This window comes from Paenibacillus sp. FSL W8-0919 (assembly GCF_038003785.1).
Lineage (GTDB): Bacteria > Bacillota > Bacilli > Paenibacillales > Paenibacillaceae > Paenibacillus_AQ > Paenibacillus_AQ lactis.
The window spans coordinates 4,072,032-4,087,251 of the sequence record NZ_JBBOPV010000001.1 but is presented as its reverse complement, the minus strand read 5'-3'; the positions used below and the strand labels follow the sequence as shown (position 1 = coordinate 4,087,251).

12 protein-coding genes are annotated in these 15,220 nt (G+C 49.7%); 2 read left to right on the top strand and 10 right to left on the bottom strand.

Features of this window, described 5'->3' with window-relative positions; translation table 11 throughout:
• Positions 1-7: 7 nt before the first annotated feature.
• The 5 genes from NST44_RS18610 to NST44_RS18590 form a co-directional block, all read right to left on the bottom strand.
• Positions 8-652 carry a hypothetical protein gene (locus NST44_RS18610; protein WP_210095196.1) on the bottom strand — a complete coding sequence of 215 codons (645 nt, stop codon included), beginning with the start codon at positions 650-652 and terminating at the stop codon, positions 8-10.
• Positions 653-1,008: 356 nt separating this feature from the next.
• Complete coding sequence (locus NST44_RS18605; RefSeq protein ID WP_007130210.1) at positions 1,009-2,460, bottom strand: carbon starvation CstA family protein; 1,452 nt, start codon at positions 2,458-2,460, stop codon at positions 1,009-1,011.
• A 147-nt stretch (positions 2,461-2,607) separates the two neighbouring features.
• Positions 2,608-3,345 (bottom strand): LytR/AlgR family response regulator transcription factor, encoded by a 738-nt coding sequence (locus NST44_RS18600; RefSeq protein ID WP_007130211.1) that lies wholly within the window; start codon positions 3,343-3,345, stop codon positions 2,608-2,610.
• A gap of 20 nt (positions 3,346-3,365) precedes the next feature.
• Positions 3,366-5,123, bottom strand: coding sequence for a sensor histidine kinase (locus tag NST44_RS18595; protein ID WP_007130212.1), 1,758 nt, complete (start codon positions 5,121-5,123; stop codon positions 3,366-3,368).
• A gap of 237 nt (positions 5,124-5,360) precedes the next feature.
• The gene (locus tag NST44_RS18590; protein ID WP_007130213.1) at positions 5,361-5,954 is read right to left on the bottom strand and encodes a GNAT family N-acetyltransferase; all 594 of its coding nucleotides are present in this window, start codon (positions 5,952-5,954) and stop codon (positions 5,361-5,363) included.
• 292 nt (positions 5,955-6,246) lie between these two features.
• Here NST44_RS18590 and NST44_RS18585 point away from each other — a divergent pair, with 292 nt between their 5' ends.
• Positions 6,247-8,646 (top strand): Ig-like domain-containing protein, encoded by a 2,400-nt coding sequence (locus NST44_RS18585; protein WP_210095197.1) that lies wholly within the window; start codon positions 6,247-6,249, stop codon positions 8,644-8,646.
• Between the two features lie 223 nt (positions 8,647-8,869).
• Here NST44_RS18585 and NST44_RS18580 read toward each other — a convergent pair whose 3' ends face one another.
• Positions 8,870-9,580: a hypothetical protein gene (locus tag NST44_RS18580; protein ID WP_007130215.1), complete on the bottom strand. Its 711-nt coding sequence runs from the start codon at positions 9,578-9,580 to the stop codon at positions 8,870-8,872.
• A 303-nt stretch (positions 9,581-9,883) separates the two neighbouring features.
• On the opposite strand from NST44_RS18580, the gene NST44_RS18575 reads away from it, so the two are divergent.
• A complete protein-coding gene (locus NST44_RS18575; RefSeq protein WP_007130216.1) occupies positions 9,884-10,339 on the top strand; it encodes an AraC family transcriptional regulator in 456 nt (151 codons plus the stop codon).
• Positions 10,340-10,417: 78 nt separating this feature from the next.
• On the opposite strand, the gene NST44_RS18570 is transcribed toward NST44_RS18575, so the two are convergent.
• The 4 genes from NST44_RS18570 to NST44_RS18555 all read right to left on the bottom strand — a co-directional run bounded on the left by NST44_RS18570 (position 10,418) and on the right by NST44_RS18555 (position 15,118).
• Positions 10,418-11,008: an HD domain-containing protein gene (locus tag NST44_RS18570; RefSeq protein WP_040738692.1), complete on the bottom strand. Its 591-nt coding sequence runs from the start codon at positions 11,006-11,008 to the stop codon at positions 10,418-10,420.
• A gap of 490 nt (positions 11,009-11,498) precedes the next feature.
• Positions 11,499-12,146 (bottom strand): FusB/FusC family EF-G-binding protein, encoded by a 648-nt coding sequence (locus NST44_RS18565; protein ID WP_007130219.1) that lies wholly within the window; start codon positions 12,144-12,146, stop codon positions 11,499-11,501.
• 256 nt (positions 12,147-12,402) lie between these two features.
• The gene (gene hprK / locus NST44_RS18560) at positions 12,403-13,320 is read right to left on the bottom strand and encodes an HPr(Ser) kinase/phosphatase (protein WP_007130220.1); all 918 of its coding nucleotides are present in this window, start codon (positions 13,318-13,320) and stop codon (positions 12,403-12,405) included.
• A 313-nt stretch (positions 13,321-13,633) separates the two neighbouring features.
• On the bottom strand, positions 13,634-15,118 hold the full coding sequence (locus NST44_RS18555; protein WP_007130221.1) for an S-layer homology domain-containing protein: 1,485 nt from the start codon (positions 15,116-15,118) through the stop codon (positions 13,634-13,636).
• Positions 15,119-15,220: the final 102 nt, after the last annotated feature.

Genomic DNA, 15,220 nt, shown 5'->3' with positions numbered 1-15,220 from the left:
TCTTAAATTAGGACAGGAGAATCCATAAGATGGATCCTGTCAGCAGCACGTAAGATGCGACTAGCCGCACGGCGCTAAGCAAGGTGCGCTTCAGCCATCTTTTTTCCAGCAGCATGTGGACGACGGACCGGATCAGGGGGAGACTAAATACAGTGCCCCGTATGAATCCGAAGCATATTCCCGCCAGGAGACTCAACCACCAAACCGGCGCAAATATCGATAATAGCATGTATGCATGAAACAGGACGCCGGCTTGAAGCGTAATAAACCCCATGCCCAGAATATGGCCCCAGAGCGCTGCGGAACGGTATCCCGCCTGCCGAATCCATTCCGACGGCACAATGAAATTACCCGAGGGCAGAAGTCCGGATTTATTAAACAGCTCTAACAGGATGAACACGGCAAACAATATGACGATGATTGCGTTATACAATGGCCCCAACGGGGTTAGAGACAGCAAATAATTGACGCCGCCGATCGCAAGCCCGGTCACCGCTCCTCCCAGCGTGCAGGAGAGCACATAGACGAGTGCATAAGCGGCTTTGTTCACCTTCGTGTTATCCAGGCTTCCAAGCACGTTCAACCCGCAGGTGGTATCGACGCTGGCAACCGCAGCGCTTGCGGCAAACAGGAACAGCAGCATGGTTAGCATCTTGCACACGCCCCCTTCACCATTTACACGTTTCTTTCATCATTTTATGAGCCGGTCGGATTGATTATATGTATAATTTCGTCAGGATGTTTGCGGGAAGCTTCTTGCAAGAAGTCTAAGCTCCTTATCCAATGGAGCGGGCAGCGATGAAGGACGGTTCTGCGTTAAGCCGGATGACATCTCGGTCGAATGGAGCAGCCATGCGATCGGTATAATGGCACCAGGTAAGGGAATGAATGAGGGTTTGACCGATCACGGCAAAAAGGCACCGCAAACGCAGGCTGTAACTAACCTGCCGCGGTACCTTCAAACCATGGACTATAGATTAACTTGTGGATCCGTTTAAAATGTAGCTATCATGCAGCCTTGTTGAAGCCGGAGACATCCACATCCAGCGGAAGCTTGGCGGCTCGGGCTTTTTGTGCGGCTTTAAAGAAGATAATCACCAGAACCGCACTGATGACTGCGCCGACGATGTAGGAAGCGTTCATGGACAAACGGAAGCCGATTTGCGCGTTCAAAATATACACCGTCGTTGTGTACAGCATCATGGCGCCGGGAATCAGGGCCACCCAGAAGTTTTTGCGTGCGATGTATAAATACATCGCTCCGACAAACAGGGCAATCACGCCAGTCGCCTGGTTAGCCCAAGAGAAATAGCGCCATAGAATGTTGAAATCGATCTGCGTAAGCGCTATCGAAATGAAAAAGAGCGGAACGGCAATGAGAAGCCGGCTCTTCATGCTAAGCTGCGGCAGCTTGATATAATCGGCAATGATCATCCGCGCGCTGCGGAATGCCGTATCGCCGGACGTAATCGGCAGAACGATAACCCCAAGCACAGCGAATGTACCAACAACCGCCCCAAGCGTGACCTTCGCGACTTCGCTTACGACAAGCCCCGTGCCGCCTGTTGCGAGCAGCTCATTCAGACCGGTCGAGCCGTGGAACAAGCTCATTGCCGCAGCTGCCCAGACCATGGCGATAATCCCTTCGGCGATCATCATGCCGTAGAAGATTTTGCGGCCCTGCCCCTCGCGCTGGGTCGTGCGCGAGATGATCGGCGTCTGAGTCGCGTGGAACCCCGACAAAGCTCCGCACGTAATCGTCAGGAACAGCAGCGGGAAGATCGGCAGATTGTCAGGATGCATATTGGTAAATGTCAGCTCTGGAATCGGCGCCTTCTGGATGATCAGCATCGCACCGACGCCGACAGAGGCTATCAGCAGCAGCGCACCGAAGATCGGGTAGAAGCGGCCGATGATTTTATCGATGGGCAGCAGCGTTGCCAGGATATAATAGCCGAAGATGGCAACCGTAATCATCCACAAGCTGATAGAGCCATTCATCAGGTTGTGAAGCAGGCTAGCCGGCGAGGTGACGAATACCGTTCCTACCAGAATCAGCAGCAGAATGGCGAAAGCGTTGACTACATGCTTCATGACTTTGCCCAAGAATTTCCCGGCAAGCTCAGGAAGATGGGCACCGCGGTTGCGAATCGAGATCATGCCGGTCAGATAGTCATGCACGGCTCCGGCGAATATGCAGCCAAATACAATCCACAGAAAGGCAACCGGACCGTATAAGGCTCCCATGATCGGCCCGAAGATCGGTCCGACCCCCGCGATGTTAAGCAGCTGGATCAGCGAGTTTTTGCCCGTACTCATCGGCAAGTAATCAACGCCATCCTGATTGACGTAAGCCGGCGTGGACCGCTCCTCTTTGACGCCGAATAACTTCTCAATATATTTTCCATACGTAAAATAACCGAGTATTAACAGCAGAATCGATACGATGAAGGTAATCATATCTATCGCCTCCTCCTTTGGAATCGCTTACATCGATTATAAGGAAATTCCTGCGGGCAGGAGGTAATTTGCGATTAACATGTCGTTTATACGGATTAAGATGCACAAAGTGCATGCTAACATGCAAGGGAGTTTACGCAGGTCGTCCTATAGCTCCAATGCCTCACGAAAGGCCTTGGCGTAATTGCGGCTCACGGCCAGCAGCTCGCTGCTCCCCTTCAGCTCCAGCTGGTAGGCGCCATTAAACCATGGGACGAGCCTTTTAGCATATTTAAGATGAACGATGTAGCTTTTATGGATCCGAAAGAACGGGTACAACCGAAGCTTCGCCTCCAGCTCCTTGAGCGGCGTTTTCACATGAAACTCCCGATGGACGGTAACAATCTTGGAAAACGGATCTTCCCGCGATATATAAATAATGTCATCCGGATCGATAAAATGAATCTGCCCCTCCTCCTCCAACGACAGCTTGCCGCAGGATTTCAATGGCGCTGGCGATTGCTGCCTTGGCGATAGGATCGCTCTCTCCAGTCTTCGAACCGTCTCAGCCAGACGATCCTCATCGATGGGTTTCAGCAGATAGTCTATCGCCTCATACTGGAAGGCATCGGCGCCAAACTGCGGATACGCGGTGGCGAATACGATTTTCGGCGGCTTCTTCATTTCCTGCATGGCTTCGGCGGCCGCAAGTCCGTTCATGAGCGGCATTTCAACATCGAGAAATACCGCGTCGGGCTGCAGCTGCAGCGTCTTCAGCACCGCTTCTTCCCCTGATCCCGCTTCGCCCGTCACTTCAATGGAAGGGTACTGCATTAATAGAAATCCGAGCTCCTCCCGGCTGTATCGTTCATCATCCACAATGATGGTTCTGATTCGGTCTGTCATGATGCGCGTGATCCCTGCCTTTATCTAAACTTATCGTCAGCTGCCGAAGGCGCCGGCGGTATATGGAATACAACCTCGGTACCCTCTGACTCCTTGCTCTTAATCTTTAATGAAGCGGATCCCCCGTACATTAACGTCAAACGCCGGTTAACGTTGAACACGGCCATTCCGGTGCCGGATGTGGATTGCATCATCTGAAGACCGAGCTGCCGCAGACGTTCAGCAGGAATTCCTTCTCCGTTATCCTTGATCGTAACGGTCACGCCGGACGACGGCTTGCCGGTGATCCTGATGCGAATGATGCAATCATCCGTTTTGTTCCTGAAGCCGTGCCGAATGCAGTTTTCCACGAGCGGCTGCATCGTCAGCGGCGGAACAATAGCGTTCAGAGCCGACTCTTCAACCTCATATGAGATCGCAAGCTTATCCTCGAACCTGGTTTCTTCAATGCTCATATAGGAACGGATATGCTGCAGCTCCTCTTGAAGCGTCGCTTTCTCGGCAGCAGCTGCCGTTAAGTTCTGCCGGATATAATCCGACAAGCTCCGAAGCAGCTTGCGCGCTTTCACTGCATCAATCCTCGTTAGCGACAAAATCGTATTGAGCGCGTTAAACAGAAAATGCGGATGGATCTGTGCCTGAAGCGTCTTGATCTCGGCCTCCCTGGCCAGCTCCTTCGCTTCGGCAAGCTGAGCTGCTTCCAGCTGATAGCTTAACAGCATACTGAGCCCGGACATCAGCTCCGTGGTAACATGCGTAATATCCTTCTTGCTGGGGAAATAAAATTTAAGCGTCCCGACCGTCTCCCCTCCCTGCTTCAGGGGACCGACGATCGCCGCGCCAAGCGGACAATCCCGCATCTGGCATTGGATCTGATGCCGGTCGACAATCAGCAGCTCCCCCTTCTCGATAACGTGCCGGGTTACCTCTGTCTGCAGCGGGCGTCCAGGCGCATGGTGATCGTCTCCTATGCCGATATGGGCCAGGATGACACGGTCATCGGTCATCGCGATTGCGCTTGCCTTCACTTCCTCGAACAGAATCCGGCAGACCGCTTCGGCCGATTCGGGCTTCATGCCCTGCCGCATGTAACCGAGCGTCTTCCGGGCAATCCGAAGCGAGGTTTGGGCCTGTTGGGCTGCAGCCTTCTGTTCTTCATTGACTACGGATCGGATGATCAGCAGGAACAAGGCGCAGCCGATCCCATTGGCCACGATCATGGGAACCCCGATAAAAGCGACCAGGTTCAACGCCTGGTCGAAAGGCCTCGAAAGCAGCAGAATAATCAGCATCTGCAGCGACTCTGCCAGCGCTCCGAGGACTAAAGCTGCGGAGACGCTGATCTGCTCGTTCTTTTTCCGAAACAGACTTGCCAGGATGCCTGCCAGCATCGTCGCCAATCCGCAAGCAAGGCTTGTAAAGCCGCCTAACGTGAAGCGGTGCAGGCCTGCAACAAGCCCTGCCCCCAGACCGATCTTCCATCCGCCGAAAAGCCCGGCCATTGCAATACCAACCACCCGTGAGTTAGCTATGGCTTCTTCCTCGGACACCTGGAGCATCCATTTATTCACGGCAAGCGACTCTGTGCTGACTGTAATGCCGGTATACGTTCCGACAATGCCCAGCACCCCGAAGACCAGAACGGCCTGGAGCCGCTGAACGGAGGACAGCTTGTCCTGGCTCAGCATCGTACGGAAAAATCGCAGCCGGGTCACGATAAAAGCGATCGTAACAATAATGCCGATCCGTTCCGTCATCGTGATCAGCAATTCGAACATGGCGTCACCTCAGTTCATATCCCGTTAGTCATAACCATCGCCTATATGCAGTATACCGTCAAGAATGCTCTCCATACCAGCCTCCGCGGACTAAAGAATACGCGAAGCACACAAAAACCCCCCTTTCGCATAGGGCCCTATGCGTCCGAGGGCAACTTGCAGAAGTGCTCGATTAACACGGTTTCTTAATTATCGATCAATTTCAATCAAAATTTATTTCGTGCAGAAGCTCGGCGTTTAATCCTCCGGTGTCCACTCCATATAAATGCGGTATTTAAACCCTACAATTTCGGCATTGCTCTCCGCTTTCCGCTCAATCTCTCGAAACCCTAATTTCGAGTAAATCCGATGTGCGGCTTCGTTGGCATCGGTAACCTCAAGAACATAGCGACGATAGGGCAGCTTCTCCACCACATAGTTCAACAAGGCAGAGGAAATGCCCTTTCCGCGATCACGGGTCAATGTCGCCACACATTCGATATACCCCGTCTTGTCATCGTAAGGCAAAGCGGTATTAAACTCATTTGTCATGACATGGTAAGCCAGTTCCCCCGTTTGCACGCCGAAAGCGTTCTGAAGCGGCTCCAGTTCGACCGGCATTGCCCGCTGCCGATTGTTGGAGCAAGCCAGTATACCGGCAACCCTTCCGTTGAGTTCGGCCACATAGAAGACCTCGGAGCTAAACAGATCTTTGAAGGCGGAAATGAGGGTCGAGCGGTCCTTCGTGAAATAAGATAATTCCTCATAATACCCATCCACGAATACCTCAGCCACCTCATACCGTACGTCACGACCCGCTTCGGCCATATTATAAATCGCGATTGAATCCATCCATCATTCCTCCTGTCCAAGAAAATCCTTTCAACCAGCTGCACATCCTATTCATCCAACGTTCGTTTAAGAACAGATTACATAACATTCCGCCGGGTTTACACCGTCTTCAGAATAAAATGATGATCCGTCTAAAGACGGATAGCCGGCGGCAGTTCTAAACCTCTAATTTCGTAATAATTAAAAGTAAGCGCTTTAATGACGGTCATATCTGATTTCTTGCATCTAGCGTTTAAGGCTGCCGGGTTGGTCAAGTACGTTTATACATCTCAATGACAAGGGTGTGAAAAGAATGTTGAAAAGCTCAAGGTTTCGCAAATGTGGACTCTTGTTCCTGACGGCAATTCTGCTCGCTGTCTGTATTCCCCTCCCTTCTGCCAAAGCGGCAGCGCTTATCACAATTGATTCTCATCAGGATGGACAAACCATTCAGCCGGGTAAAGCCGAGTTGTCCGGCACCTACTCCGGCGTCTATGATCTCGAACTGATCGTGAATGGTAATATGGTGGAAGACGTCCACATGGATGATCCGGACGGTGATGACAGCGGGACTTGGTCTTATTCGCTTGATACGACTCAGCTGGACGGGGCCATAGAAATTGTCCTCAAATCCAAAGATGTTGTAACCCGGTACGGAGTTTGGTCTCCATGGATTTACTTGAACGTAGATAATCCCCCGGCGAACATACCTCAAGTTCAAATCGTAAGTCCTGCCGAAAACACACGGCTTCGAAATAAAGTCGACGTCCAGATTTCAGCCGTAGGCAAAAATCCGATTTCGCGCGTCGAGCTCCGAATCGACGGGGGCGGGTGGATCCCGGTTCTGCCGGCCAAGAAAGGATATTTATATACCTGGGATACCCGTCAATCAACGCAGCCGGTCCACAGCCTGGAAGCCAGAGCAACCGATACGCACGGCAATACAGGCTACAGCTTATCCGTCTATGCGCAAACCGGAATTACTGCATCCGGCAGTATTTCGGCTGCCAGTGCTGCCGTCACTAGCGACGTTTACGGGGATGAACCGAACTTTGGCCAGGATCGTGCTACGGTAATGGACAGCGTCTATTTGGAGTCCGTTCCCCCAGAAACCGTTACGGAACATGTATACGGTCCGGGTCAACCCCTTCCCGATCAGGACCGAGCAATCTGGATATGGGAAAATGCCTCCTATCCTTTGGTGCTGAACCCGAATGCGCGTTATTCACTCGCTGCCATGGCGAAGGATACCGCTACCTTTGATCAGCGCCCCATCAAGACGCTGTATCTGGCAGTCGGACAGTTTCAAGGAGCCATGATGCTGGAGGATTATCGAAATGAAGTGCAGCGGTTTATTACGTGGGCGCATGAAGAAGGCTTTGATGTGCAGGCATTGATTGCCGGCGGTACCAAGCCTCCCTACTTCGGGGCTTACAGCCGTTATCATGCACAGGCGGTTAAGGAATTCGAGCAGGTATTGAATTATAATCTCGCTTCCGAAGCATCCGCCCGGTTTGACGGAATCAATCTGGACACGGAACCGTATATCCTGCCTGATTTCAAAACGGCAAAGCCCTCCGTACAAATTCAGTATCTGGATATGCTGAAGCTGCTCATGTCACGCAAAGACGCGTCCGGACTTTCGCTCTCGGTCGGGGCTGCGATTCCAAGATGGTATGATTCTTCGGCGGATGCCAGCAATATCACCTGGAATGGGGAGACGAAGTGGTTGTCCGAGCACATTCAGGACACGGCTGATTACATCTCCATCATGAATTATCGCGATCAGGCCGAAGGTTCTGCAGGCATTATTGCCCATGCCGTAAACGAGCTGGCTTATGCCTCCAAGATCGGGAAACCCAAATCCGTTGTGATCGGAGTCGAAACGAAAGACATCGCCGATGGCGGAGATCCGGAGACCATCAGCTTCCACGAGGAAGGTCGGCTCTATATGGAGCAGGAGTTAAATAAGGTTTACGCCGCTTTCGAAAGCGATCCTGCATTTGGCGGCATTGCTATCCACCACTACACTTCGCTGGTCGACTTCCCGAGTGAGTGGGGGCCTAACGGATTCAAATGGCAGCCTCCAGCAGACAATGAGCCTCCCGGCCAAGTCGGCCGGGTATCTGCGGCCGCATTCGATTACCAGCGGATCGACATTCATTATGATATGGCCATGGACAACAGCGCCGTGAACGAATACCGGATCTATCGCGGCACCGATGCAGCATTCGAGATTGGACCGGATACGTATGCAGGTTCATCGAAGACCCTATCTTTCGAGGATACCGGGCTGCTGCCTGGCACGACGTACCACTACAAAATAACGGCCGTTGACATCAGCGGCAATGAAGGATCACCCAGCGCTGCGGCAGTGGCAACGACCGCTCCATCCGCAATGAAGCCCATGATCATTGACCATATGGCCATTCTCTATAATGAAGGCGTCGCTACGGTTACCATCCAGGTCGTTGACATGGAGACGAAGCAGCCGATACCCGCTGCTAAGATCAGCGGACGGTTCACCCATATGGCTGGAAAGTATGTGCTAGGAGTGACAAATACGGATGGCATGTTCACCTCCCGTTCTGAACTCATCTCTCTGCCGAGCGGCGAGATCGGTTTTCTCCCGCGGCGCATCATCGCAGACTCCTATTATTGGGCAAGCGCATATGATCAGCACCCCTACCCGACCGTCATTTGGGAGCCTTAAGAGCTGCTGGCAATACAAATCGTTCTTCTGTACGAGTTAACGGCTTGATTGGCGCTTAATCGATCGGGATTTTAATCGAAGCAGTAAAAGGGACCGTTCCCTTCTCAGCAGAAGGGGGAACGGTCCCTTTTCATATAGGAGTTATTTCAACTCTTGGTTCATGAACACCAATCTGTCGATTCTTGATCTATCGTTCATATGTAAACCCTGTCCATTACAGGTTTTACGAAGATATATCCTCCAGCAATTCTTGAAGACGCTGCTTTTCTTCAATTAATCGCTCAAATGCGCTTCGATTCAAATTTATCGCATTGATTTCAGCAAGCGTTTCATTCAATTCCGCGGCTCGCTCTAAATTGAATTCGATCTCAAGCTTTAATATGAGTAACTTCGCATATAAAATCTGAGACATTTCTTCTTTTTTACCTGTAAGTCCTTCAATGATTTTATATGCGGTTCGATAGTCGTTTTTAGAATGCGCTAATGTATATGCGCTATAGAATCGTTTTTCAATGGTAGAGGTACCCGTTGAATGTGGATTTCCTCGACCTTCCCTTTCTTTTTTTTGCCCTATAATCAGATAATTCCCTGCAGGATCTACAAGATTAAAGCGAATATCTTCTTTATTGGTGCTTATTTTTGTAATTCTAGGCTCTCCGCTTCGGAACACTTTTCCGTATACCTTTTTTAAATTCGCTATAAATTCAGAGTATACACTTTCAACATCCTCAACAAGAATATAAGCGCCATTTATGGATTTTTCTTTTTCATAATTTTTCTGCCTCGTGAAACTCACCTCACCTATTCGATGCTTCACGGCTGCATATCCATAAGGAACGGATTGCATATAGGTTACGTCAAATCCAAGGGCTTCGTAAAACACAACAACCTCTTCTAGTGATTTGCAAGGAAAAATAGGAATCGTTTTATTCATTATCCCCCACCTTTCTTACTGCATTTTTTAATGTACACTTCTATCGTACAACATTCGTGCAAATGATAATGTTTGGCTAAAAGTCATCAATTATATAAAGGGATCAACGTTGGAAAGCAGTCATCTGCTTTAACGATTCGTGGCAATGATTACGAACATGATGCGTTAGAAATCGGAGCAGCAAGGGGACCGATCGTTACCTCTGATAAATTATGAATGCATCGATAATTTCCTTTAGATATTTTTTATAACATGTTAGCATCAAATTGCAGCACCCAATTTACCAAAGAAAGGAAATTAAAAATGACGAATATGACCGTCGAGCATCTTCCAACCTACCGTATTGCCTATGTACGACAAGTTGGCCCGTACGGCCCTGCCAATGCCGAGGCGATGGAAAAGTTAAAAGAGTGGGCTATAGAGCGAGAGCTTCTCACAACCTCGGCCATCCTGTTTGGAATTCCGCAAGACAATCCCGCAGCAACACCTCCCGAAAATTGCCGGTACGATGCCTGCATTGTCATTTCGGAGGATTACGAAATCGCCGGATCCATCAACGAAAGCGAGCTCGTTGGCGGAACCTATGCCATTTATAAAATCAAACACACCGCTGAAGAAGTACAAAGGGCATGGAGTGAAGTTCTCCCCTTTATTCAAAGCAAAGGCTATCAAATGGATAACAGACCGGTCATCGAAAGATATACGGGTGAAATGATAACCAATCATTCATGTGAAATTTGTATCCCCATCATAGCCTGACAGATTATCATGCCGCACCTAAATAAAAGAAGAACAAGGGGTTATCGGCAAGCGATCCCTTCTTGTTCTTCTTTCGATTTACGATTTAGCCAATATCCCTTGTTCAACGGAGCTTTCGATGATGGACTGCGCCACTTCCCATAATGTCCTTGATCCATTCTTGATCTCTTGATTCCGGTTGATGACCTGCTCACTTGTAATCTGATATTTCTGCCAGGTATCTCCCTGGTTTAAATGATTATGGATAAGCGGTTGTAATCGATCAAGTGAGGAAGCGAACTTGGCTTCGTCCGTCTCCTTCCTCTCAAATTCTAACCATAGATTCATAAATTCCTCTTCCTGCTCTGGCGGAAGCATGCCAAACAACCTCTGGGCTGCTTGCATTTCCCGTTCAAACTTATCACTGTGCCCGGCCGTATCATAAGCGAATGTGTCGCCGGCATCGATTTCGACCAAATCATGGATAAGCAGCATCTTGAGCACTTTGAGGAGGTCGATTGAACGGTTCGAATGCTGATGCAGCACAAGGGCCATCATTGCAAGATGCCACGTGTGTTCCGCATCGTTCTCAAGCCTTGGCCCGTGAATAATCTTAGTTCTTCGTTCAATGGTTTTAAGCTTGTCGATTTCAACAATGAAATTGATTTGTTCTTTAAGCAGGTTCTCCACCAGAATTTCCCCTTTATCAGTTCGTGTAGTATTGTTAGCGTGTTCGTAAAAATAAACTACCATGTGCCGTTCTTTATGTACTTTGATTTTGTGCCGTCAATATCATTCTTCAATCCTATGGATGATATGAAGGGGGTGAGCCTGATCTTAAAAGATAAGGCTCACCCGTTTTTACTTATGCGCGATGCTTTTTGTGTTTCTCACACTTTACAATCACTTTTTGTCCAGGCTTGAGGACAATCACTAGAACCTTATCATGGTGTTTTTTCATGAAAAATCCTCCCTTCGAGAAAGATAATATAATATATGTAAATTTAAGAGAATGACTTAGACGCTATGGCAATTAAATCTTCGATTAGACTCTTGCAACGTTGTATGACTCCATCTTCGCGGCTGATGACAAAAATGAAGTCAATCGGAGCTTTGTATCGCACCTGGCCAGATCTATAGTAAAAGGCTGCCTTTGGGGCAGCCCTAACCTTATTAACGTTTATTTGCTAACTGAAAGAATAAACTTCTCCAATGATCCCGAAGCCGTAATGCACTGATTACATGCTTGATTGTCCATACAGACGTAATGACCAACCGAAGAGAAATTATCCGGTGAAGCGAAAGCAGATTTGGTTCTGACCGAGAAGTATGCAAGCTCTTGATGTCGATTGCAGAACAGGCAGTACCCCTTCTTGTGTGTCGGCGTTATTCTGCCCTCGATCCCGATGAACTTCCCTTCGAACGGATAGACAATGAACAAACGGCTTGTTGCAATATCCACCCAGCTCAAATACGTCGTATACCGAAAATCGATGGATCCTAGATCAGGCACTTTCAGTTTTTTATTTTTAGGGAACAGCTTCTGAATCTGTTTGACCGTAATCGGCGGATAAGGCTCCATATACGGCTCCAATGCGTTAAGATATCTTTGGAAATCATTGGCCGTCTCGAGAGTCGTGATCTCCTCAAACAGCTTCTTCTGATCCTGTGTCAGATCAGGGAATGCTTCCGTGATGTTCACGACGGAACGATATCTAACGGTTTCCAAGACGCTCCGATCCGCGGCGGTTCGCAGGGTCTTCTGAATGAAATCGGCTTGCTTTTTAATGACGTTGAATTGATGGTTTCTAATAAATGGTGCACTCACAGCTCTTCAGCCCCTTATTTTTTATGAAAAATGAATAAGGTGCAAAGCCTATTATTAGAAACGATAACATCCAAGGCTGGGCGATGGAATTCCTTCGATCGCACCCATGCAAAGTATCGCCCTAGTTAGGCTTTGCATGAGCACTTCCTAGTAAATAAGCAATCTCGCATTGCCATCGGTACTACCCCCAATCTCATAACATGCGAAAAGTATATCAGGAAATACCATTGGGCGCAATTTAGAATGGCGACTGCGGTCAAGACTTCATCTCATTCTCAATCCGGCTCATAAAGTCTTCAGCCGCGCTGTAGCCGAGTTGTTTAAGATACCAATTGTTAGCCGCCGCTTCGATCAGGCCGGCAACATCACGTCCTGGTTGAAGCTGAACCTCGATATGCGGAATTTGGATGCCTAAGTACTCCGTGAACTGTGGGACCGCCTCCAATTCATTGTTTAGCGAGTCTCCTTGCCATGGCGACAGCTCGATATCAAGCACAATTCGCGTCTCGTCCTGAAACGCCGTGCGCCCGTATTGGCGTACCACATTGATCAGTCCGATGCTTCGCAGCGCCAGGAACTCGCGGCTGATCTCATTATGAGTACCAAGAAGTGTCGTCGGCCCCAGCTTCTTAAGCACCACGATATCATCTGCGACGAACCGGTGTCCTTTTCGGATTAGAGTGTGTGCTGTCTCGCTTTTGCCAATCCCGGATTTGCCCCTGAGCAGGATGCCTATGCCCGATACATTCACACAGACCCCATGGATGGACATCTCTGGTGCCAGCGTCTTCACTAAATAGCTGTTGAGCTTCGCGATAAATTCCGTTGTGGTCTCGATCGTCCGCAGTAAAGGAATGCCTTCTTGATTGCAGAAAAGGGTCAGATAAGGGATCTCCTGCTGTCCCGACGTTACAATAAAGCACGGCGGATGATATTTAACGATGTTGCCGATATGTAACTTGCGTTCCTCTATACTAAGCGTAAGCAAGTAGTTAATTTCCTTGCGTCCAAGCACCTGCACTCGCTCCATAGGAAAAAAGTTAAAATACCCGACAAACTCAAGCCCCGGCCTGTGCGTCTGGGCACGGGTGATCAAACGATCCATACGGTCGGCTCCTGCAAGCACTTCTAATTGAAATTTTTCCGTAAGACTTTGAACGGTGATCGACTTCATGTTGTTCTCCTCCTGCGGCTAAAGGTGCCTGTAGTACACCTGAGATTTATTGTGGTCCTCCGATATATTCAACGGCCATCAGGGGCTTTCCTGCATATTTGTGGGATAAGGGCTGGCACAAGTGAAATCTGTTTCGTTCTCTTTACCTTCAGAAATGAAACGTTTGAAGATGATGCATGCAATTCATGATTGGGCAAAGCATAGCGAATCCTACAAAAAAAATGACCCTGCCGCCTCAAGCATGCAGGGTCAATTTATTTATTTCTCCACGTTCATGGCAGGGAATCGTTCATCTTGCGGCTTCATCCGAACATTACGGTGCAAAGGTCAGCTCAGCCTTGGATTCGCCGGCCCAATCACCGACTGGAGTCACGACATACGTTGCGCCTGCTGTCAGTTTGCTGCCCTGCGCAAGTTCGAATACGCCTGCTGCCCCTTTGCGGCTGGAATATTTATAGGCGGCTGTCCGTTTATTCCCCTCTGCATCCGTCAATTCCACGCTGCGGCCGGAGAACAATTCATCGCCCGGATCCTCCGCCAGCGTTACGACGATGGAGGTTTCACTAGCAGCCTCGGCTTTAACGATATGGAGCGGGTCCATCTCCTTGGCTACGAAGGTTGGGTTAGCAATTTGCACCCAATCCGAAGTAACCGTGTACGTAACGCCAGGCTTCAGGACTTGACCCTCCGGCAAGCGAAATTTCGGTTCTTGTTTGCCGTCTGTGGACTGCGTAAACGGAACGTATTTGGCTGTGATCGGCTGTCCGCCTTCCGGCGTGATCGTCACCTCTCTGGCTTGGCCGGAGGAAATGATCTGGTACTCCACCCCATCCGCCCGGTTGTTCTCATCCAAGATGAACGCATTTTCCCCGCGACCGGCACTATAGGCGGAAATGACGTAGCCGTAATCGACAACCCCGTTCGCCTTGAGTGCCTCCAGCTCAAACGTATCGTTGGCCACCTGTCTAACCTCTGTCATGTCAAGCTTATCAGCGTTGCCCGCAAAGCTGCCCGCATCCTTGCCCTTATAAGCCAGCGTGTAGGTTGCCCCTGGCTGCTGTACGGAAGTAGGGACGATATACGTTGCAATCGAGCCGGTTTTTAGACGCGGCATATTCGTCAGGGTAAGTCCGTTCGTAAAAACAAAATCCTCTTTAGCTTGAGCAAATGCTTCATTTTCGGCCGTCAGCGGGGCGTCGAAGGTAACGATCAACGTTATAGCGTTTAAGGCACGGACGTGTGTAATTTTGGCATTTGCCGAAGGGATCGCCTGACGGGCTTTATCCAGCAAGAACGCTGCTTCGCCACGGGTGGTGCTGTCATTCTCTGAGAAGAACGGCTCCGCCCAGTAATGCACGGATTTTACATCCCGTTTCAACGCTTTGGCCACGATCTGCACCAGCTCGGCGTTTGTTACGGATCCGCTTGGGTCAAATCGTCCGTCTTCCGCCTGCATAATATCGAGCGATGCCAGCGCTGCTGCGTACGGGAAGGACCAATGACTCGGAAGTGTATCCGTTATGTGAGCTGGCAAAGCTGGCGGACCTTCGAGGCCAAACGTAAGAGCGACCAGCTTCGCCAATTCGGCGCGGGTAATGTCGTTCTGTATTCTCATCGAACCATCCTTGTAACCATGGATGATGCCAAGCCGGCTCAGTTCATTGATCGCTCCTTGAAGGTCCTGCGAGGTAATGGGTGCCGAAGCGGCGTTTGCCGGCTGTGCGGCCAATGGCAAGGATGCGGTGCCAAGGGCTGCTGCCAGCATAAGGACAGCCAGTTTAGTCGAATATTTATTCATCGTTAAGTCCTCCTTAAGCTTCATAGGTGCGATTCTGCTCGCCCTACCTATAGATTAAAGGAGAAGCCTAAACGCCTAAGAAACCGGGTATTAACCGTTTCG

Coding starts and splice junctions, on each gene's coding strand:
- NST44_RS18610 (WP_210095196.1), bottom strand. CDS start 652: ATGCTAACCATGCTGCTGTTCCTGTTTGCCGCAAGCGCTGCGGTTGCC.
- NST44_RS18605 (WP_007130210.1), bottom strand. CDS start 2,460: ATGATTACCTTCATCGTATCGATTCTGCTGTTAATACTCGGTTATTTT.
- NST44_RS18600 (WP_007130211.1), bottom strand. CDS start 3,345: ATGACAGACCGAATCAGAACCATCATTGTGGATGATGAACGATACAGC.
- NST44_RS18595 (WP_007130212.1), bottom strand. CDS start 5,123: ATGTTCGAATTGCTGATCACGATGACGGAACGGATCGGCATTATTGTT.
- NST44_RS18590 (WP_007130213.1), bottom strand. CDS start 5,954: ATGGATTCAATCGCGATTTATAATATGGCCGAAGCGGGTCGTGACGTA.
- NST44_RS18585 (WP_210095197.1), top strand. CDS start 6,247: ATGTTGAAAAGCTCAAGGTTTCGCAAATGTGGACTCTTGTTCCTGACG.
- NST44_RS18580 (WP_007130215.1), bottom strand. CDS start 9,580: ATGAATAAAACGATTCCTATTTTTCCTTGCAAATCACTAGAAGAGGTT.
- NST44_RS18575 (WP_007130216.1), top strand. CDS start 9,884: ATGACGAATATGACCGTCGAGCATCTTCCAACCTACCGTATTGCCTAT.
- hprK (WP_007130220.1), bottom strand. CDS start 13,320: ATGAAGTCGATCACCGTTCAAAGTCTTACGGAAAAATTTCAATTAGAA.
- NST44_RS18555 (WP_007130221.1), bottom strand. CDS start 15,118: ATGAATAAATATTCGACTAAACTGGCTGTCCTTATGCTGGCAGCAGCC.